Source organism: Thalassospira sp. (assembly GCF_030690045.1).
Classification (GTDB): Bacteria; Pseudomonadota; Alphaproteobacteria; order Rhodospirillales; family Thalassospiraceae; genus Thalassospira.
This window is the reverse complement of the sequence record NZ_JAUYHK010000011.1, coordinates 403,786-423,100: the sequence shown is the minus strand read 5'-3', so window position 1 is coordinate 423,100 and position 19,315 is coordinate 403,786. Positions and strand designations below refer to the sequence as shown.

General features: G+C 53.7%; 19 protein-coding genes. 12 read left to right on the top strand and 7 right to left on the bottom strand.

Features of this window, described 5'->3' with window-relative positions:
* Positions 1-520 precede the first annotated feature (520 nt).
* On the bottom strand, positions 521-2,473 hold the full coding sequence (locus Q8O73_RS07920) for an acetoacetate--CoA ligase (RefSeq protein WP_305557208.1): 1,953 nt from the start codon (positions 2,471-2,473) through the stop codon (positions 521-523).
* Between the two features lie 208 nt (positions 2,474-2,681).
* On the opposite strand from Q8O73_RS07920, the gene moaB reads away from it, so the two are divergent.
* The 7 genes from moaB to Q8O73_RS07885 all read left to right on the top strand — a co-directional run bounded on the left by moaB (position 2,682) and on the right by Q8O73_RS07885 (position 9,681).
* Positions 2,682-3,212 carry a molybdenum cofactor biosynthesis protein B gene (gene moaB, locus Q8O73_RS07915; RefSeq protein WP_305557205.1) on the top strand — a complete coding sequence of 177 codons (531 nt, stop codon included), beginning with the start codon at positions 2,682-2,684 and terminating at the stop codon, positions 3,210-3,212.
* Positions 3,213-3,271: 59 nt separating this feature from the next.
* On the top strand, positions 3,272-4,051 hold the full coding sequence (locus tag Q8O73_RS07910) for a sulfite exporter TauE/SafE family protein (protein ID WP_371135059.1): 780 nt from the start codon (positions 3,272-3,274) through the stop codon (positions 4,049-4,051).
* A 143-nt stretch (positions 4,052-4,194) separates the two neighbouring features.
* Positions 4,195-5,214, top strand: coding sequence for a methyl-accepting chemotaxis protein (locus Q8O73_RS07905; protein WP_305557202.1), 1,020 nt, complete (start codon positions 4,195-4,197; stop codon positions 5,212-5,214).
* A gap of 412 nt (positions 5,215-5,626) precedes the next feature.
* Positions 5,627-6,715: a methyl-accepting chemotaxis protein gene (locus Q8O73_RS07900; RefSeq protein ID WP_305557200.1), complete on the top strand. Its 1,089-nt coding sequence runs from the start codon at positions 5,627-5,629 to the stop codon at positions 6,713-6,715.
* A gap of 104 nt (positions 6,716-6,819) precedes the next feature.
* Complete coding sequence (locus Q8O73_RS07895; RefSeq protein ID WP_305557198.1) at positions 6,820-7,959, top strand: hypothetical protein; 1,140 nt, start codon at positions 6,820-6,822, stop codon at positions 7,957-7,959.
* Positions 7,960-8,072: 113 nt separating this feature from the next.
* Positions 8,073-8,879: a hypothetical protein gene (locus tag Q8O73_RS07890; RefSeq protein ID WP_305557196.1), complete on the top strand. Its 807-nt coding sequence runs from the start codon at positions 8,073-8,075 to the stop codon at positions 8,877-8,879.
* A 40-nt stretch (positions 8,880-8,919) separates the two neighbouring features.
* Positions 8,920-9,681 (top strand): IclR family transcriptional regulator C-terminal domain-containing protein, encoded by a 762-nt coding sequence (locus Q8O73_RS07885; protein WP_305557194.1) that lies wholly within the window; start codon positions 8,920-8,922, stop codon positions 9,679-9,681.
* 12 nt (positions 9,682-9,693) lie between these two features.
* Here Q8O73_RS07885 and msrA read toward each other — a convergent pair whose 3' ends face one another.
* Positions 9,694-10,341 carry a peptide-methionine (S)-S-oxide reductase MsrA gene (gene msrA / locus Q8O73_RS07880; protein ID WP_305557192.1) on the bottom strand — a complete coding sequence of 216 codons (648 nt, stop codon included), beginning with the start codon at positions 10,339-10,341 and terminating at the stop codon, positions 9,694-9,696.
* A 159-nt stretch (positions 10,342-10,500) separates the two neighbouring features.
* Between msrA and Q8O73_RS07875 the strand changes: the two genes are divergently transcribed.
* Entirely contained in the window at positions 10,501-10,833 is a 333-nt protein-coding gene (locus Q8O73_RS07875; protein ID WP_305557189.1) for a hypothetical protein, read from the top strand.
* Here the strand turns inward: Q8O73_RS07875 and Q8O73_RS07870 are convergent.
* From Q8O73_RS07870 to thrS, 4 genes are all read right to left on the bottom strand, one after another.
* A complete protein-coding gene (locus Q8O73_RS07870) occupies positions 10,830-11,969 on the bottom strand; it encodes an SPOR domain-containing protein (protein ID WP_305557186.1) in 1,140 nt (379 codons plus the stop codon). The two genes, Q8O73_RS07875 and Q8O73_RS07870, sit on opposite strands and share 4 nt — an antisense overlap.
* A gap of 98 nt (positions 11,970-12,067) precedes the next feature.
* Positions 12,068-12,463, bottom strand: coding sequence for a hypothetical protein (locus tag Q8O73_RS07865; protein ID WP_305557183.1), 396 nt, complete (start codon positions 12,461-12,463; stop codon positions 12,068-12,070).
* 111 nt (positions 12,464-12,574) lie between these two features.
* A complete protein-coding gene (locus Q8O73_RS07860; protein ID WP_305557180.1) occupies positions 12,575-13,051 on the bottom strand; it encodes a tetratricopeptide repeat protein in 477 nt (158 codons plus the stop codon).
* Positions 13,052-13,228: 177 nt separating this feature from the next.
* Positions 13,229-15,160: a threonine--tRNA ligase gene (gene thrS, locus Q8O73_RS07855; RefSeq protein ID WP_305557177.1), complete on the bottom strand. Its 1,932-nt coding sequence runs from the start codon at positions 15,158-15,160 to the stop codon at positions 13,229-13,231.
* A 366-nt stretch (positions 15,161-15,526) separates the two neighbouring features.
* Between thrS and Q8O73_RS07850 the strand changes: the two genes are divergently transcribed.
* Positions 15,527-16,726: an MFS transporter gene (locus Q8O73_RS07850; protein WP_305557174.1), complete on the top strand. Its 1,200-nt coding sequence runs from the start codon at positions 15,527-15,529 to the stop codon at positions 16,724-16,726.
* A 3-nt stretch (positions 16,727-16,729) separates the two neighbouring features.
* Here Q8O73_RS07850 and Q8O73_RS07845 read toward each other — a convergent pair whose 3' ends face one another.
* Positions 16,730-17,407, bottom strand: coding sequence for a DUF599 domain-containing protein (locus Q8O73_RS07845; RefSeq protein ID WP_305557171.1), 678 nt, complete (start codon positions 17,405-17,407; stop codon positions 16,730-16,732).
* Positions 17,408-17,594: 187 nt separating this feature from the next.
* On the opposite strand from Q8O73_RS07845, the gene Q8O73_RS07840 reads away from it, so the two are divergent.
* The 3 genes from Q8O73_RS07840 to Q8O73_RS07830 are packed head-to-tail and all read left to right on the top strand — an operon-like array spanning position 17,595 to position 19,286.
* On the top strand, positions 17,595-18,092 hold the full coding sequence (locus Q8O73_RS07840) for a hypothetical protein (protein WP_305557168.1): 498 nt from the start codon (positions 17,595-17,597) through the stop codon (positions 18,090-18,092).
* 49 nt (positions 18,093-18,141) lie between these two features.
* Positions 18,142-18,936, top strand: coding sequence for a peptidoglycan DD-metalloendopeptidase family protein (locus tag Q8O73_RS07835; protein WP_305557165.1), 795 nt, complete (start codon positions 18,142-18,144; stop codon positions 18,934-18,936).
* Positions 18,933-19,286 (top strand): DUF1491 family protein, encoded by a 354-nt coding sequence (locus tag Q8O73_RS07830; protein ID WP_305557162.1) that lies wholly within the window; start codon positions 18,933-18,935, stop codon positions 19,284-19,286. Before Q8O73_RS07835 ends, Q8O73_RS07830 begins: the two co-directional genes overlap by 4 nt.
* Positions 19,287-19,315 lie beyond the last annotated feature (29 nt).

Below are 19,315 nucleotides of genomic sequence, written 5' to 3'. Positions count from 1 at the left end.
ATTCTTTATGGCTTTGGTAATTTCATGCCACCCTGAATATGCCCTAACAGCATATCCTTCTGTCCTTTTAAACTGGACTGCCAAATTAAGGGATTTTACGGCGCCATGTGTCAAGTCTGAAAAATATTCTACTGTGTCCATGGCGGGAAATTTTACAGCCTGTTTCGGGGAGTTTTGCGAAATCTTCTTAGCATCGTAAAATTATAATATCTAATACATGCTGTATTTTTTTATGTATATCAATGGGTTGGTTTCCTGTCCCTTTGGTCAGGACTTTTTGCCACATTTCATTCATTTTTTTTTCAGCATATTTGGAAATGTGCGTTTTTTGATCATTTTTAGAGGATGCACAAAAATAAAGCTACGTTGCGATGCGGAATCGATGATTCGATCCGGTGATGAAACATCTGATGCCCAGGCATCAGGAATAGGGGTGTTTTTTCAATTCTCTCAAAAAGAACCTCCTGCCAAAATGAAAGGGCAGGAGGCGTGAAACGGCAAAAATTTTGCAGTGCAATGATCAGGCTTGCAAATCGGGCAGGTCGGCATAAAGACTCAGTGCCTCGGGATTGGCGAGGGCTTCGTGATTCTTTACGGGTCTGCCATGTACGATATCACGCACCGCCAGTTCGGTAATCTTGCCCGATTTGGTGCGTGGGATGTCGTCAACCTGAATGACCTTGGCTGGAACATGGCGCGGTGTGCAGTTATCCCGAATCTGCGTGCGGATTTTTGTGATCAGGGCATCATCCAGGACCAACCCGTCTTTCAGGACGACAAACAGCACAACCCGCACATCATTGTCCCAATCCTGCCCGATGACGATGGATTCCTTTATTTCCGGCAGTTTTTCAACCTGCCGGTAAATTTCCGCCGTACCGATGCGAACCCCGCCGGGGTTAAGTGTTGCGTCCGACCGTCCGTAAATAATCATGCCGCCATTATCGTCCAGTTCGACATAATCGCCGTGGCACCAGACATTTTCAAACCGGTTGAAATAGGCATCGCGATAGCGTTCCTGATCCGGATCATCCCAGAAACCGACGGGCATGGACGGAAAGGGGGCGGTGCAGACCAGTTCGCCTTTTTGATTGCGGACCGGATTGCCATCATCGTCAAAGACATCAACGGCAAGACCAAGGGCGCGGGTCTGGATAATGCCGCGATAAACCGGCAAGACCGGGCAGGCCAGAACAAAGCAACCCAGAATATCCGTCCCGCCGGAAATCGACGCCAGATGAATATCGGCCTTGATGTCGTTATAGACATAGTCAAAGCTTTCGGGGGCCAGTGGCGATCCGGTTGATGTCATGGCGCGCACTGTTGACAGATTGTGGGTATGGATCGGGCGCAGTCCGGCCTTGGCAAGGGCATCAATATATTTTGCCGATGTGCCAAACAAAGTCATACCTTCGGCATCTGCATAATCAAACAGGATGTTGCCATTGGGATAAAACGGCGACCCGTCATAGAGCAACAGGGTCGCCTGTGCGGCCAGACCGGCCATCAGCCAGTTCCACATCATCCAGCCGCAAGTGGTGAAATAAAATACCCGGTCCCCGGCATTCACATCACAATGCAGCAGATGTTCGGACACCTGTTTTAAAAGCGTCCCGCCCGTGCCATGCACGATACATTTGGGTTTGCCTGTCGTGCCCGAAGAAAACATCACATAGAGCGGATGATTGAATGCCACCTGTTCAAAAACGATTTTATCGGCGGGCCAGGGGGCGATATAGCTGTCATAGGCGATGGCATTGCGAATGCCGGTACTGTTGATGCCGTCAAAGGCATATTGGACCAGAATAACGGTTTCGATCGACGGGATGCGATCCACAACATCGCGAACCTTTTCGCGAATGTCGTGACTTTTGCCATTATAATAATAGCCATCCACCGTGATCATGACTTTTGGTTCTATCTGGCCAAAACGATCTTCGACGCCCTGGACGCCAAAATCGGGCGAGGCGGAAGACCATGTGGCACCAATGGCGGCTGTTGCCAGCATGGCAATCACGGTTTCGGGCATATTGGGCATATAGCCGCAAACCCGGTCGCCTTTTACAACGCCTTGCGCACGCAGTGCCTGTGACAGTTTTGAAACGGCAATATTCAGATCGCACCATGATACACGCCGTTTGACCTGATCCTCGCCCCAGAAAACAAGGGCATCCATATCATCGTCGCGTTGTAGCAGATTTTCGGCAAAATTCAGCCGTGCATCGGGGAAAAACGCCGCGCCGGGCATTTTATCGCCATTGGCAAGGACGACATCGCCCCATGTTTCGGCCTTAAGCCCGGCAAATGCGATCAGGGCAGGCCAGAATTCTTCCTTGCAGGCGACAGACCAATCATAAAGCGATTGGAAATCGCCCAGTTCAAGGCCTTTTTCCGCGTTCAGCCATGTCCGGAAACGGGTGACTTTTGCATTTTCAATCCGCTTCGCGTTGGGCTGCCACAAGGGGGTGTTCATGGTTGCTACCTCTGTTTTCGCATATGTTTTGTTATCTGTCCGATTGGGGTGAGCAAATCGGTATCTCCCTACCGGTTTTTTACGTCGATTTATGCTGCACGGCAAGAAGGGTGACGTCTTTTCCCTGATTTATTGCCGAACCATCGACCGGAATGCTATGCCGTAAACTGTCATGAAATGTCCTGTATACGGAATGTTGGAGTTCCCCATGAGCGGAATTGACGAATCCCTGCCTTTCAAACAGATCAATATTGCCATTCTGACGGTCAGCGATACCCGCTCCCTTGCCAATGATACATCCGGCGATGTTCTTGTCGAACGGGTGACAGGCAAGGGGCATAAGGTCGCGGCACGAACCCTGGTGCGGGATGACATCGATGCCATCGTCGCCCGGTTGCGGGCGTGGTGCGATGATCCGGAAATTGATGTGGTGATCAGCACCGGCGGCACCGGGGTAACCGGGCGCGATGTCACCACCGAGGCGCATCTTCGGGTTTATGAAAAGGAAATCCCCGGATTTGGCGAACTGTTTCGCTGGTTGTCCTATGCCAAAATCGGCACATCCACCGTACAGTCGCGCGCCGTGGCCGGGGTGGCCAAAGGAACCTATCTGTTTGCCTTGCCGGGTTCAAATGGCGCTTGCAAGGATGCATGGGATGGTATTCTGGCCGATCAGCTTGATATCCGTCACCGGCCTTGCAATTTTGTCGAACTGATGCCGCGTTTGATGGAACAGTAACCGGTGCGCCTTGCCTTTCTGGTCTGACCAGTCAGACTGTTTTAACATTCCGGACCTGCATGATGAATATTATCACCGATCCGTTTTTCTATCTTGTCGCCATCCCGGCTGTGCTGATTGCCGGCGTGTCCAAAAGCGGCTTTGGCGGCGGATTGGGGGTGGTTTCGGTGCCTTTGATGGCGCTGGCGATTTCACCGCAGGCCGCGGCGGCGGTGATGTTGCCGATCCTGTGCCTGATGGATCTTGCCAATGTCTGGGCCTATCGCAAAAATTGGGACCGGCGGTGCATGCAAATTCTGATCCCGGCGGCGTTGCTGGGGATACTGATTGGCTATCTGTCGTTCAGTTATCTGAGCGAGGCGGCAGTCAAGCTGGTGATTGCCGCAATCGCGGTCGGGTTTACCCTTGATCATTGGTTTCGCGGCAAAAATCGCGGCACGGAAGGCATTCCGCCGCGCCGGATCAAGGGAGCCATCTGGGGGACGGTTTCGGGTTTTACCAGTTTCGTTGCCCATGCCGGTGGGCCGCCCTTGTCGGTTTTTCTGTTGCCACAACGCATGGACAAAACTGTTTTTGTCGGCACCACGGTGATGTTTTTCATTGTGGTGAATTACGTCAAACTGGTGCCGTATTGGTGGCTGGGGCAATTTGGTGGGGCCAATCTGGCAACGGCTTTTGTGTTGTTTCCGGTGGCCATTTTCGGAACGTGGTTGGGTCTGTGGGCGCATGACAAGGTTAACGAGAAACTGTTCTATCGCGTTTGTTACATCCTTTTGTTTGTGACGGGGCTGAAACTTCTGTCCGATGTTGTGGTTCATTACAAAGGCGTGATTTTTTAGATTTACGGCTGCGGTTTCAAGATTTCTCTTAACACTTCACTGATAGTTTGCGTATAAAATGTGCATCAATAAAATCTGGGCAATAATCAAACAATGATGCCAGGTTTCGGGTGTTCGGGTGCTGTGAATGTGGAGTGTGGGGAATGCCTGAAAGGATATTGCAGGTCGCGACAGATATGTCGGGCCATGCCAATGATAAAATTACCGAAATAAAAGGGGTGACGCGCGCAACCCGAACTCTGGCGCTCAATGCGCTGATCGAGGCGGCACGGGCCGGGGATGCCGGGCGGGGTTTTGGGGTCGTTGCCAACGAGGTCAAGGAAATCTCGCAGCAGGTCACCCAGATTGCTGAAGAATTGCAGGCAATGTTTGACAAGCTGGCCGAGGATCTGGCGCGCACAGCCCAGACGGCACGGGGCGACCGTTTTGCCGATTTGTCGCGATATGTGGTCGAATTGATGGACCGCAATCTGTATGAACGGTCTTGCGATGTGCGCTGGTGGGCCACCGATGCGGCTGTGGTTGATGCCTGTGAAAAACGTGATGATGCCGACGTTGCCGGGTGGGCGTCCAGCCGCTTGGGTGTGATCCTTGATTCCTATACTGTTTATCTTGATTTGTGGGTGGCCGATACCGATGGCAAGGTGATCGCCAATGGCCGACCGGGGAAATACAATGTCGTCGGCCGTGATGTCAGCAGCGAAGCCTGGTTCCAGCAGGCCAGACGCGGGCGGGACGGATCGGATTATGCGGTTGCCGATGTGGATCGAAACCCCTTGCTTGATAATGGTGCGACGGCGACCTATGCCACCGCCGTTCGGCGGGGCGGGCAGGTCAATGGCGAGGTGATCGGCGTGATTGGCGTTTTCTTTGACTGGGAAAATCAGGCACCGATGGTGGTCAATGCCATCAGTTTCAGCGACGAGGAAAAAGCCCGTACACGGGTCATGTTGCTGGATTCTGCCGACAAGGTGATTGCGTCTTCGGACGGGCAGGGTGTTTTGCAGGAAAAATTCCCGCTGAAGATAGAAGATCCGCGCCGGGGATTTTATCTGAATGGTGATGGCAGCATCGTCGGTTATGCCCTGACCCCCGGTTATGAAACCTATCAGGGGCTTGGCTGGCGCGGGGTGATTGTACAGCAATCGCGTAAACACAATTAAGAATCTGCATCGTTAAGGTGCAGTTTTTTATGTGGTCCAGCGGGCTATTTACAAAATATGTGGTGCCGGTTTTGACCTGAAACGGATTTCGACTCTGTTTGGCGGGGTTGGATGATCTGTGGTTTTGTCAGATCATGGAATGCACGTATATATTGTGTTATATTCAATGGTATAGATATACTGTGCGAATGGGGCATGGGTAAACATGAAACTGTATTACGTGTTTTGCCATGCTCATCTGTGATGGGACTTCACAAGTGTTTATCCAAAATAAGAACATCACCGTAACTGTTTGTAACAAAATAGAAATACTTTAGGCGACGTAAGGGTGCACTGCAAAATTTTGCGTGTGTCGGCGGCAATATCAACCCACGATTTTGATGTCAGAGGCTTCAAAAATGGGGGATATAAAATGCCGGAAAGAATTCTGAACGCCGCAACGAAAATGTCCGAACTGACGACGGCCAAGGTCAATGCAATCCAGAATGTGACCAAGGCTGCGAAAATTCTGGCGCTGAATGCCCTGATCGAGGCATCGCGCGCTGGTGAGGCCGGTCGCGGTTTTGCCGTGGTCGCCAACGAAGTCAATAATATCTCGCAGGAAGTGACGGCCATCGCCAATGAATTGCAGGCGTTGTTTGTCAACGAAGCCCGCGATTTGCGGGCGACGGCGCATATGGTGCGTGGGTCGCGGCTGTCTGATCTCGCGCTGTATGTGATCGAACTGATTGACCGTAATTTGTATGAACGGTCTTGCGATGTCCGCTGGTGGGCAACGGACAGTGCCGTGGTTGATGCCTGTGCCAACCCCGATGATCCCAAGGCGCTGGCATGGGCGTCAAAACGCCTGGGCGTGATCCTTGATTCCTATACTGTTTATTTGGACCTTTGGGTGGCGGATCGACATGGCAAGGTGATCGCCAATGGTCGCCCGGACCGTTACAAGGTCCGCAATATTGATGTCAGTGGCGAAGCATGGTTCCGGCAGGCAATGGCAACCCGTGATGGCACCGATTACGCCGTGGCCGATATTGAACGCAATAAATATCTGGGCAGTAAATCCACCGCAACATATGCCACCGCAATCAGGGCCGGTGGCGAGGCCGATGGCGAGATTATTGGGGCGATGGGGATTTTCTTTGACTGGGAAAGCCAGGCTGATTCGGTGGTGCATTCGGTATCTTTCCCCGAAGAAGAAAAGGAACGTACCCGGGTTTTGATCGTTGATCGCAATTTCAAGGTGATTGCGGCGTCTGATGGCATGCATGGGCCCGATGAAAACCTGAAACTGAAAATCGGCAACCCGGAAATGGATTCCTATCTTTTGGGGGATGGCAGCCTTGTCGCCTATGCCCTGACGCCGGGCTATGAAACCTATCAGGGGCTTGGCTGGCGGGGGGTGATTGTTCAGGAACCGCGCAAGGCAGATGTTGGCCCCAAACTGGCGACAGTACGTTCTGTCGCGCCCGAAATGGTCCGAACCGAAAGACTGGCAAGCTGATACCTCCTGTCACGACTTGTCAGCAGTCTGGCAGGAGGGGGCTGGTGACAGGGCGTGAATGATCTTACAACCGGGCCAGATATTTTTCTGGCCCGGAGACCCTGATGCCCGAACCTCTTAAAAATCTGTTCAATGACGGTGTGATCAGGGGCATGGCGCAACATTTTGCCCGTCACGATCCGTCTTTTGACGCCGACGGCTTTGTCGCGTTTGCCCTTCTGGATTTGGAATCGCTGGAACTCAAACAGCGTAGCGACCGGATCATGGAGGCAATGGAACGGTTTTTACCCGATGATTTTGCCTGTTCCGGCACTATCCTGATTGCCAGTCTGCGCCCTGATGACGATGGCGATATTGCCGGGATTGGCATTGATGAAACCGGCATTGCCGGATGGGCCATCATGCCGATGGCCGATTATGTTGCCTGGCGTGGGCAGGAACATTTTGATCTGGCGATGCGCTGTTTTTATGAAATGACCCGCCGGTTCAGCGCCGAATTTGGCATTCGCCCGTTCCTGATCCGCCAACCCGCCAAAACACTGGCGGTTTTACAAGGCTGGCTGATCGATCCCAGCCGCCATGTCCGGCGCCTGATTTCCGAAGGAACGCGCCCGCGATTGCCGTGGGGAATGCAAATTCCCGGTTTTGTGGCGGATCCGGCACCTGTCCTGCCTTTGCTGGAAGCCCTGCGGGACGACCCCGAGGAATATGTGCGTCGTTCGGTCGCCAATAATCTGAATGACATCGCCAAAGATCACCCCGATCTGGTCGCCGGAATCGCGCAGGACTGGTTGCAGGATGCCGGTGCGGACCGTCATCGCCTTGTCCGCCATGCCTGCCGCACCCTGATCAAACAGGGACATGCGGGGGTGATGCAGGCCTTTGGCTTTGGGGTGGTCAATGTGACACTTGAACAGTTCGAGGTGATGTCGCCAATCATCCGGATGGGGGAAAGTGTTGATTTTTGTGTTGAATTTGTCCTGAACGAACCGGATGCCCGTAATGTGGTGCTTGATTATGTCATTCATCACCGCAAGGCCAATGGAACGACCAGCCCCAAAGTCTTCAAATGGAAAACCATCACACTTGAACCAGGACAAAAGATGGTTTTATCCCGCCGCCATGTGATCCGCGCCATTACCACGCGGCGTTATTACCCCGGAATTCATACGATTGAATTGCTGGTTAATGGCCACAAATATGGATCGGCCTGTTTTGATCTGGTGCCGGGGCAGGCGGCCTGACGGCACGTCGGCCTTGTTCCTGCTTGCGAAGATGTGCAAAAGCGGCTACCCCAAGATAACAATATCATGATAATTTGATAACGAATTATCAGAATAAAACAGGGGAGGAGCGTTTGACGCTTCTGTTTGCCAAGCTGGCCGTTTCGATTGGCGTTGTGTTGGGGTTATCGTGGCTGGCCGAACGGGCCGGGCCACGGGTCGCCGGGGTTTTATCCGGCTATCCGCTGGGAACGGCGATGTTGCTGTATTTCATTGGTATCGAGCAGGGGGTGGCCTTTGCCAGTGAAAGTGCGATTTATTCCATGCCTGGCCTGATTGCCACGCTGGCTTTCATGTATGCCTATTTTCAGATGTCGCGCCGCATTTGCGACAAGCCGGTTGTCCTGCAAATTATCCTGAGTTCCGGGGCGGCCTTTGCGGCCTTTGTGGCGGTATCATGGATATGCCAGCATTTTGATTTTACGCTGATAACGGCGGCGCTGACCCTGTTTGTTGCCATGATGGTGGCGATTGTGCTGTTTCGCGGCATTGAAAATGCCGTCATTTTACGGCGGGTGCGCCTGACAAAGCGGGTGGTGGTGTTCCGTGCCGCCACGGCGGCCTTTATTGTTCTGGCAATCAGCGGGGCGGCGGCCCTGATTGGGCCGCGCTGGGCCGGGTTGTTTTCAGGGTTTCCGGTTACCCTTTATCCGATGATCCTGATCATTCATTTTTCATATGGCGCTGAACCGGTTCATACCCTGATTCGTAATTTTCCAAGGGGGATGGGGGCGCTTCTGGTTTACATTGTTGCGGTGACATTATCCTATCCGGTGATCGGGATCGGGGCGGGGACCTTGCTTGCCTTTGGGGTCGCGACTTTTTATCTTGTGCTCTATACCACTTTCGTCTGGTGGCGTTACAGGGGATCACAGGCGTAGTTTGTGATCAGTTTTTGACGGCAAACAGGAAAATTCAGCGATGCAACAGGTACAATCACTGGTTCGGGCGCTGAGCATTCTCAATACGCTGGCTGACAGCTATGACGGTATGACCCTGACGGATATCGCCCGGCAGGTCAAACTGCCGCCTTCGACCGCTCACCGGCTTCTGACGACCTTGCAGCATGAGCGCTATGTCACCTTTGACAGTGAACGCACCCTGTGGTCGATTGGTGTGCAGGCCTTTAGCGTTGGCAACGCCTTTACCAAAAACCGCAACCTGAACCATATCGTGCGGCCCTATATGCGGGCCCTGATGGAAGAAAGCGGTGAAACCGTCAATCTTGCGGTCGCCGATGATGGCGAGGTGATTTTCCTGTCGCAGGTCGAATGTCGCAAAATGATGCGGGCTTTGGTAACGCCGGGGCGGCGTGCCCTGATGCATTGTTCCGGGGTTGGCAAGGCCTTGATGGCCTTTCTGCCCGAAGAAGACATTGATGCGATCATCGCACGGCATGGCTTGCCAAAAATGACCGAACGCACCCTGATTTCACCGCAAGCCCTGAAATCCGATCTGAATGTGGCGCGCCGGGCAGGATATGCGATTGATGACGAAGAACACGCCGTTGGCCTGCGATGTGTCGCGGGTGTTGTCCGCGATGAAACCGGCATTCCCATTGCCGCCCTGTCACTATCCGGGCCCGCCGCCCGCATCCCCGATGACAGAATTGCCAGCTTTGGCACGCTGATCCGGCGTGTTTGTCATGATCTTAGCCGTGAATATGGCGGGATTCCGGCCTGATCGCGAATGTGATCAGGAACCGGGGCAACTGATGCCGGTTCCGGCAAGCCCGCAATACCCATCCGGGTTTTTGTGCAGATATTGCTGATGAAATTCTTCGGCATAGAAAAAAACCGGCAAAGGCAGGATATCGGTGGTAATCGCATTGCCGCGACCGCCTGCCTTCAGGGCGGCAAGATAGGTTGCCTTTGATGCCTCGGCGGTTTCTTGCTGTTGCGGGCTGTTGGTATAGATGACCGACCGGTATTGCGTGCCGATATCATTGCCCTGACGCATGCCTTGTGTCGGGTCATGATTTTCCCAGAACAGGGTCAGCAATTTGCCATAGGAAATCACCGCCGGATCAAAGACGATTTGCACGACTTCAGCATGGCCGGTCTGACCAGAACAGACTTCGCGATAGGTCGGGTTTTCGGTGAAGCCCCCGGCATATCCCGCCGCCGTGCTATAGACACCATCCTGTTTCCAGAACAGGCGTTCCGCCCCCCAAAAACAGCCCATGCCGAAAACCGCAATTTCCAGCCCGTCGGGAAACGGTTCTTCCATCGGATTGCCATTGACCATATGCGCCGTCGGCACCGGCAATTTTTCAGGGCGACCGGACAGGGCGGTGTCCACAGTTGGCAGGGTGATTTTTTCGGGGGCTACGCTTGAAAACATGACCGGACTTTCAAATCAAAAACATCTGGCCTTCAATCTAGCGCAGTTTGACAAAGGCGCAATCGGTGTCCTGCATAAAATGTCTTCAAATCTTCGTTTGGCTGTTTTTTGCCCGTGCCATATTGATGCGTCATATGAGGTGGAAAGAGTTTGGACACGATGAAGCAATTGCGTGCCATCGGGTTGGTGATGGCCGGGATCCTGTCACTTGTGATCGGGTTGGCATTTTTGCCGTTGCCGCCGCCCTTTTTTGGCATGGTTTTTATTGCCATGGCCTTGGTGCTGTTGACCGCAGGGTCAAAACGGGCGCGGCGTTTGATCCAGTTTCTGCGCTGGCGATTTTCCATTCATAGCAAAAGGATGGAGCAGCTTTTGGCGCGGGTGCCCCGACGCTTGTCCCGGCATATCCGGCTCACCCGGCCAGATGCCCTGCATCGCCGGGGCCGCAAGGAAAAACAGAAAATTTCGCCAGACCAGATTGATCCAGCCTAGCTTTTAGCCTCGACCTTGCGGACCATGCAATCAATGCCATCGCGTTTCAGGCCGTCACAGGCATGGGCGGCATCACCACTTGTTCCGAACCGGCCTGTCAGCAGGCGAAAGAACAATCCCTGACCGGGTATTGTCAGGCTTTGGACCTCGTGATCGATACCATCCAGCGCACCGCGGGCTGATTTTTGCAGGGTAATCCAACTGTTTTCGGCTCTTTCCCGGGACCGGTAGGCGGCAAGCTGAATGGCGTAATAACTGCCGCTTGTCATTTGGGCCGTTTCCGGGGCAGCAGCGGGCATTTCGGCCGTTCTGGTGACCGGCGGCATGGCCACAGGTTCCAGCGTGCCGTCTTCGACCGGGCGGCTGGTTGAGATGATCGGCGCGGTTTTCGCCGGTGCGGGGGCAGATGTTTCCGGTATATCTGTCGATGATGTTGCCCCGGTGCCATCGTGGCGCGGGGGGATCGAGGTCAACATGGCGGTATTCGCACTGATGCCGGTCATCGCGCCGGAACGGGCGGCGCTGTTTTCCTGAACCGGCTTAAAGGGGCCGCTGCTTTGATAAAAGTCGCGATTGCGTTCGATAACCGGGGGTGTCGGAGTTGTCGGGCTTTGTTCGACAACAGCCTGTTGCACCCGTTGTTGTATTTCAGACGATTCGGCCAGTTCAGGATGGGCCTGATCCAGCAGGGTCAGTCTTTGCTGGGCAAGGCGGGCAACCGCGCCACTTAGCATCAGGCCATTTCCGCAATCAATTGTGATGATCTGGTCCGGCGAGGCAGCCGTCAGCCATAGATAAAGCTGACGCGATTTTTCATTCTGTCTGGTCAAATCCAGGGAAATGGCGCGTTCCAGATTTTGCTGTGCCGTCCGGCTGAGCTTTACATCGCCCAATTCATCGGACATGTCCGTACCGGAATAGGATATGGCGGGTTCGGTTCCCAGAAACAGTCCGCAGGACTCGGTCTTCATCACCGATGTCATTGCCGGGGCGGTTGTCTGTTCTGTTTCAACGTCGGCACGGGTCTGCAATGAACCATCCGATCCACAGGCCGAGAGTGCAGACACAGCAACAATGGCCAGCCAGATATTGTTGATGGGGCGTTTCTTGTTCGGAAAAATGTCGATGGTCTGCAAAAGCTTCCCCGCCTGCAAATGGTGTGTTTATACCAACATCATGCAGGCGTCGGGGGGCTGTCAAGCTGCGCTTTTGCCAATGGGATAACAGAATCCGGTTATCGGGTAATCATGGGCAGCATAATGCCGATAATCAGAATCAGGATCGTCACGGCAATCACGATATAAACGATGCCTTTGGTGGCACGTTGGGCCACTTCGGGTTTCAGTCCGGTGCCGTATCGCGGTGCCTGGTGCCCCGGTGACGGGGTGGAGGATTGAGGGCTGATATTGCTTTTGTTGAATATCTTGATGACCTGCTTGCGGTCCCGACGGGTGGCGTCGTCATAATTGTTTTCTACAATCCGGACTTCAAGATTGTTGGGGCTTTCAAGCGCCGTTTTGGCCGTGCTGACCGCCTGGGCGTATTCGGCCACTGTTTCAAGTTCAAGCTGGCTGCCAGCATCGCGGATAACAACAACGCTATAGCTTTTTTTAAGCAGATTTTTTGACATAAGGGGTAACAATCCTGACTGCGGGGTTGCCGTTACATGGCACCTGTATTCAGATTTGTGTACCTATTCTTGCGTCTAGGGTCATTACCCCTGTCAGAGAATCGCCGCAGATTAATGATTGGCAATGGCGTTGGCAAGTTCCTGATATTCCTCGCAAGAAGAACTACAAATCAGTTCCAGTCGGGCAAGGTTTTCCTGCGCCAGATTCTCTCGTCCTGTTTGCAGGAAAAGTTCACCCTGATATTCCAGCGCCCCTTTATGTTCCGGATTGACGGCAAGGGCGCGGGCATAATTGGTTTCGGCATTGGCAAGATCGCCCGATTTGCGCTGGCTGTAGGCAAGATAATTCAACGCATCGGCATTTTGCGGATCTTTTTCCAGCATCTTTTGCAAACCGGCAATGGCGTCATCATATTTTTCCTGGTCAATCATCCCGGTAATGGCGACAAAATCTGTATCACCACTGCTTTCCCAGCTATCGACATTGCCCATTGCCTGTGCCGTTCCGGCAGACAAGGCCAGAAAAGTCGCCAGCGATAAAATAAAGACGCGGCCAGCAGAACGGGAAGGGGATGCGGTATGTGTCATGTTTCCTGCCTTTTGAGGATGATTGGTTCTGAAATCCTTCAAATCCATTATCACAAGACCTTACAAGCGACCTGTAACAAATTGGTGAAGGCCAAAACAGGCGAAATTATGATGTAAGTGATGCAAAAAAGCCCGCCGGGATTTTCAGCGGGCTTTTTGTGGTATGGGCTGGATTGATCAGAAATCCGGTTCGATAAGCCGGTTACGGATTTCGGCAGTCATGTTTTCCGCCAGACCATCAATGCCAAAGGTTTTCGGATGGGCAAAGCCAAGACGGCGGACAGATGCCGTGCGTTCTTCGGATTCCCGTTTGCCAAGGGCGAGGATCAGCGGAATTTTTGCATGGCTGTGTTCCCGCACCTTGTAGCTGATTTTCTCGTTGCGCAGGTCAAGTTCAACCCGCAGGCCCTTTGATGCCAGCAAGGCGTGAACTTCGCGGGCATAATCATCGGCTTCGTTGGTGATCGAACAAATCACCGCATGTACCGGCGACAGCCACAAAGGCAGGCGACCGGCATAGTTTTCAATCAGAATGCCGATGAAACGTTCCAGCGACCCCAGAAGCGCCCGGTGCAGCATGACGGGACGGTGTTTTTCACCATCTTCGCCCATATAGCTGGCATCCAGACGTTCGGGCAAAACAAAGTCGGCCTGAAGCGTGCCGCATTGCCAGTCACGACCAATGGCATCGCGCAGCACGAATTCCAGTTTGGGGCCGTAAAACGCGCCTTCGCCCGGATTGATTTCCAGTTTCAGGCCCGCTTCTTCGGCTGCGACCCGCAAGGCATTTTCCGCCTTGTCCCAGATTTCATCCGATCCGGCACGAATTTCCGGACGGTCGGAGAATTTCACAACGACGTCGGTAAAGCCGAAATCCTTGTAAACGGATTTCAGAAGATCACAGAAAATCTTGGTTTCCGAGATAATCTGGTCTTCGGTACAGAAAATATGCGCATCGTCCTGAATGAACTGACGCACCCGCATGATGCCATGCAAGCCGCCGGATGGTTCATTGCGATGGCAACAGCCAAATTCCGCCATTCGCAACGGCAAATCGCGGTAGGATTTGCTGCCCATGCGGAAAATCTGGACATGGCACGGGCAGTTCATGGGTTTAAGCGCCAGAACTTTTTCGTCACTGTCAGGTGCCGTGGTGAACATGTTTTCGCGGAATTTTTCCCAATGACCGGATTTTTCCCACAGAACACGATCCACCAGTTGCGGCGTGCGCACTTCCTGATAACCGGCGGCGTCCAGGCGTTCTCGGATATAATTTTCAATGGCGCGATACAGCGTCAGACCACGCGCATGCCAGAAAACCGACCCTTGTGCTTCTTCCTGCATATGGAACAGGTCCATTTCGCGGCCCAGACGACGATGGTCGCGTTTTTCGGCTTCTTCCAGCATATGCAGATAGGCGTTAAGCTGTTCGTCATCTTCCCAGCAGGTGCCGTAAATCCGTTGCAGCATCTCGTTATCGGAATTGCCGCGCCAATAGGCCCCGGCAACCTTCATCAGTTTGAAGGCCTTGCCAAGTTTGGCGGTTGAAGGCATGTGTGGCCCGCGGCACAGATCGATGAAATTACCCTGACGATAGCAGGTAATGGTTTCGGTTTCCGGCAAATCACGGATGATTTCGGCCTTGTAGGATTCGCCCTTGTCGAGGAAAAATTTGATTGCCTCGTTGCGGTCCCAGACTTCGCGTTCAATCGTTTCGTTACGATCAACAATTTCCTTCATCCGCTTTTCAATCCGGACCAGATCGTCAGGCGTGAAGGGCGTTTTGCGGGCAAAATCGTAATAGAAACCGTTTTCAATCGACGGTCCGATGGTGACCTGCGTATCGGGATACAGTTCCTGAACCGCCTCGGCCATCACATGGGCGCAATCATGACGCATCAGCGGCAGGGCTTCGGGATGGCCCTTGGTGACGATTTCAAGGGTGCCGTCGGCTTCGATCAGGCGGGCAAGGTCGCGGACCTCACCATTATATTTGACGGCAAGGGCCTTTTTGGCCAGCGAACTGCCAATGCTTTTGGCAACGTCAAGACCGGAAACAGGACCATCGAATTGACGAACAGCGCCGTCCGGAAGCGTCAGGGCAATCATGTTGTGTTCAACTCTGCTTAATCTGCGGGCAAATGAAGGCGCATCTTGTTCCCGCAAGTGACGGCGGGAGGCATGCACAGGAAAACGATATTTCGGATGGGGTCAAGTTCGCTCTTTTAAAAAAGCGATGACGGGCATGGCACAGCCGGTTGTGCCGCCAGATTGGCGCACATTGATCATGCTGTTCATCCATCTTTTGTCGGCCTTGCCGTACATTGATGCTTTCCCGTTTGTTACAAGGCCAATATAACAATTCATCGGGCAAGAGCAACCCGGAAGTACCTGATTTGCCCGATATCTGTTCCATCCTTCGCAAGATTGTGAAATTCCCGCCACCCGCCCGCCCGTCACGGAGCCCCAAATCCGATGTCCAGCCCCGAAGTTCGCCGCAATATTCTGGTTTTGTGCCTGTGTGTTGCCCTGTCTGCCAGTTCGATGTCGTTGCTTTTTACCGTTGCTGCGGTGATTGGCTATACTCTGGCCCCGGATAAATCGATATCGACCCTGCCGGTAGCCTTCACCATGATCGCCATGATGCTGTCCACCGCGCCATCGGCCCTTTTGATGAAACGATATGGTCGACGTGCCGGATTCAGCGCCGGGGCCGGGATCGGTGCCATCGGGGCGATTGCCGGAATGGCCGGGGTTTATGAGGGTAATTTCTGGATGATTTGTGCGGCGACGGCCTGTCTGGGGGCGGCGAATGCCATTGCGATGCAATACCGTTTTGCTGCTGCCGAGGCCGCCCCGCCGGAATTCCGGTCCCGCGCGATTTCCCTGACCATGCTGGGCGGGGTGGCGGCGGCTTTTGTTGGCCCCAATCTTGCCAGTTATGGCCGTGGATGGTTTGAAACATTGCCGTTTCTGGGAACTTTCCTTGCTCTATTGGGGTTGCAGGTTTTGCTGTTTGCCGCCATCGGGATGCTGCGATTGACCGATACACGCGGGGTTGTCCATCACGAAGCCGCCCGCCCGACATCCATGATTTTAAAACAGCCTGCCGTGATTGTCGCAATGATCGCGGGTGCATTGGGGTATGCGGTGATGACTTTTATCATGACGGCAACCCCGCTTGCGATTCTCGATTGCAATTATGCCTTTGGCGATGCGGCTTTTATCATTCAGTGGCATGTGGTGGGCATGTATGCGCCGGGATTTTTTACCGGCCATCTGATCCGGCGTTTTGGTGCCATGACGATCATTCAGATCGGGGCGGTTTTCAATCTGGTCTGTCTGGCCTTTGGTCTGGCCGGGATTGATCTTTTGACCAACTTCTGGCCGTCACTGGTACTGTTGGGGATTGGCTGGAATTTTATGTTTGTCGGTGCCACATCGTTTCTGACGGAAAATTATCGCCCCGCCGAGCAGGGCAAGGTACAGGCAATCAACGAATTTGTGGTGTTTGGCACCGTCGCTGTGGCGTCGCTATCAGCCGGGACGATCTATGCGACAGGCGGCTGGGCAACCTTGTTGCTGTCGGCTTTGTTGCCGATTGGTCTGGTGATGATGGTGGTGGCAGGCTATGCCATCAAACTGCGCCGGGACAAAATCCGCCCGGTACAATAAGCGTTAATGTCGTCCGGCAAGGATATCGAGCGCATGTGACCGGAATTCGCGGTTATAAAGGATAATTACGACCCATGTTGCACAGACGATAAAGGCAACCGGGTGGTAAAACCACGCCACAGCGGCAAGGGCAAAGAAATAGGCGCGAATGCCGCGATTGAAATGATGGGCGGACATCATGCTCATGCGTGATGCCTTGGCGGCGGCACGCGCCGCATCGGGATGATCGGCATCGGGGGCGGCACCAATCAGGATCGAACAATAATTTGACAGCCTGAATGCCCAGGTAAATTTGAAAAAGGCATAAATGAAAATCAGCACCAGCAAGATCACCTTGCATTCCCAGACCGCCGCCGTGGTTGGCGAGGCATAGGGCAGGGCGGAAATGGTTTGCAGTGCCTTGTCGGTATATCCCATCAGGGCGGCCAGACCGACCAGCACCAGAATGGTTGTCGATGAAAAGAAACTGATGCCGGTGATCAGGTTTCCGGCGATCGAGGTATCGACCATCCGGATATTGCGCAACAGCATCTGTTCCATCCAGCGATGGCGATTGCGCGCCATATGGGCGGAAATGCTGTTGCGGCGACGCGGCCCGACATCGGCAAAAATTGTATAACCGATCCACCATAAAAAGGCCCAACCCAGAGCGGCAAGATCAAGCAATGTAAATTGGGGCATCGTTCATTCCGTTCAAAAGGGCCAGTTAATGCCTTGAAGTCGTGATGGTCTTCGCAAGGCGAACAAAAGCGATTATAACGAAAACTGTCGCGATAAAAGGCTGTTTTCGTACCTTATGTTGGCGACGGGTTGTTTTTGTGACCGATAAAGGGTATCAGCGGCGCAAATTTTCACTGGAGTGTGCCCGATGAGCGACCACGACAACGATATCGATGATGAACTCGACGAAGACCTTGAACTGGCTGATTTTGAAGCCAATACCGATCAACTGATCGCCGAAGGGCGCAGCAGGGACGATCTGTTCGAGTTTGTCGGCTATTTGAACATCAATGAAATCGGCACCCATATGATTGCCGCTGAAATGGTGCTGGATGAAGACGCCATCAAACAGATGAGCAAAACCCTGCGCCAACTGGATGTTGATTTGGCACCGCTGGGTGAATTGACCGGCGGCCTTAAGGGCGGCGAAGATGTCAAACGTGCACTGGCCGCCCTGTTTCTGGAACTGGTCGAGCTGTGCGAACTTGATGACGATGACGAAGATGCCGGTGAACTGAGCGAAGAAGCCCTGTTACTGTTGAACTTTGTCAAACGCTTTAACCCGCAGATGCGCCGCCTGACCGTGGCGCTGACCGATACCGACGATGACGATATCGCCTGCGAATACGAAGTCACCAACTGGTGATCACGGGCAGGGGTAACACCCTGCCTTTTTCTTTGCCGGAGCCGCCAACGTGACCGTTATCGCCCCCTTGCCAGCCGATCAGCGTTTTGCCCGCTATGTCGAACGTCATGCACGCGGCGAAGAAGCGTTGCCCGATGCGCAAAATCTGCGCCAGTGGATCATGGATCATCAGGGCGATTTTGCCTCGGTCCTGACCCATGATCTGACCCGATGCCGTAAAATTGTCTATGATTTCAGCCGCAATGGCGATGTGGTGATTGGTGGCGACAGCGACCCGGCCCGCCAGACGGAAATCATGTTCGATCAGATGGCGCAGGCCGGGGCGCCGGTGGGTGTCGGGCGGTATCGCGAGGATCGTGTCTGTTATCAATCCCCGCAATTCACCAAAGGCGGCGAGGCACGCAGCCAGCATCTGGGCATTGATCTGTTTCTGGCGGCGGGCACCCCGGTTTTCATGCCGCTGGAAGGCGTGGTTCACAGTTTTGCCGACAATAACCTGCCGCTGGATTACGGCCCGACCATCATTATGGAACATAATCCTGAGCCGGGGGTGCGGTTCTGGACATTGTATGGTCATCTCAGCCGGGAATCCCTGATCGGGTTGAAGCCGGGCAGGGTGTTTGGCAAGGGTGAAAAGCTATGTGAATTTGGCGATTTCCCGATCAATGGCGACTGGATTCCGCATTTGCATTTCCAGATTATTTTTGACCTTCTGGATCGTGCAGGTGATTATTTCGGTGCCGCCCGGCCTTCGGAATGGGATATCTGGGAAAGCATTTGCCCCAATGCCAATCTGATCTTGTGCATGCCTGAAAATGTTACCGCCGGGCGGGATGGCCTATGACGCAACCAAGGCTGAAGGCCGGGATATGGGTGCGCGGGCAGATTGCCATTTGTCAGGCCCGGCTGATCACGGCAATGGTGGCGCACAAAGGCAACGAGGATGCCGGGGCGGTGTTGCTGAAACTCAACCGGTTTGACCGTGGCTGTTATGTGTATTCGCGCGTGACCACGCTTGATGGTGATCTGGGCTGGATGCAGGTGGCGGGCGGGCCGGAAGGCGGGCGAGAAACCGAGGCGGCCTGTGACGATTATTGCGCCCGACAGATTTCCTTTGATCGCGATATCTGGGTGCTGGAGGTCGAGGATCACAAGGGCGGCTATGAACTTGATGCGCCGATTGTTGATTTCTGAAAATAGAAAAGGTCTGCAACGCATTGCAG

Excerpts from the sequence above, each read along its gene's own strand:
- Q8O73_RS07920 (WP_305557208.1), bottom strand. The coding sequence starts at position 2,473 with ATGAACACCCCCTTGTGGCAGCCCAACGCGAAGCGGATTGAAAATGCA.
- moaB (WP_305557205.1), top strand. The coding sequence starts at position 2,682 with ATGAGCGGAATTGACGAATCCCTGCCTTTCAAACAGATCAATATTGCC.
- Q8O73_RS07910 (WP_371135059.1), top strand. The coding sequence starts at position 3,272 with ATGATGAATATTATCACCGATCCGTTTTTCTATCTTGTCGCCATCCCG.
- Q8O73_RS07905 (WP_305557202.1), top strand. The coding sequence starts at position 4,195 with ATGCCTGAAAGGATATTGCAGGTCGCGACAGATATGTCGGGCCATGCC.
- Q8O73_RS07900 (WP_305557200.1), top strand. The coding sequence starts at position 5,627 with ATGCCGGAAAGAATTCTGAACGCCGCAACGAAAATGTCCGAACTGACG.
- Q8O73_RS07895 (WP_305557198.1), top strand. The coding sequence starts at position 6,820 with ATGCCCGAACCTCTTAAAAATCTGTTCAATGACGGTGTGATCAGGGGC.
- Q8O73_RS07885 (WP_305557194.1), top strand. The coding sequence starts at position 8,920 with ATGCAACAGGTACAATCACTGGTTCGGGCGCTGAGCATTCTCAATACG.
- msrA (WP_305557192.1), bottom strand. The coding sequence starts at position 10,341 with ATGTTTTCAAGCGTAGCCCCCGAAAAAATCACCCTGCCAACTGTGGAC.
- Q8O73_RS07875 (WP_305557189.1), top strand. The coding sequence starts at position 10,501 with ATGAAGCAATTGCGTGCCATCGGGTTGGTGATGGCCGGGATCCTGTCA.
- Q8O73_RS07865 (WP_305557183.1), bottom strand. The coding sequence starts at position 12,463 with ATGTCAAAAAATCTGCTTAAAAAAAGCTATAGCGTTGTTGTTATCCGC.
- Q8O73_RS07860 (WP_305557180.1), bottom strand. The coding sequence starts at position 13,051 with ATGACACATACCGCATCCCCTTCCCGTTCTGCTGGCCGCGTCTTTATT.
- thrS (WP_305557177.1), bottom strand. The coding sequence starts at position 15,160 with ATGATTGCCCTGACGCTTCCGGACGGCGCTGTTCGTCAATTCGATGGT.
- Q8O73_RS07850 (WP_305557174.1), top strand. The coding sequence starts at position 15,527 with ATGTCCAGCCCCGAAGTTCGCCGCAATATTCTGGTTTTGTGCCTGTGT.
- Q8O73_RS07845 (WP_305557171.1), bottom strand. The coding sequence starts at position 17,407 with ATGCCCCAATTTACATTGCTTGATCTTGCCGCTCTGGGTTGGGCCTTT.
- Q8O73_RS07840 (WP_305557168.1), top strand. The coding sequence starts at position 17,595 with ATGAGCGACCACGACAACGATATCGATGATGAACTCGACGAAGACCTT.
- Q8O73_RS07830 (WP_305557162.1), top strand. The coding sequence starts at position 18,933 with ATGACGCAACCAAGGCTGAAGGCCGGGATATGGGTGCGCGGGCAGATT.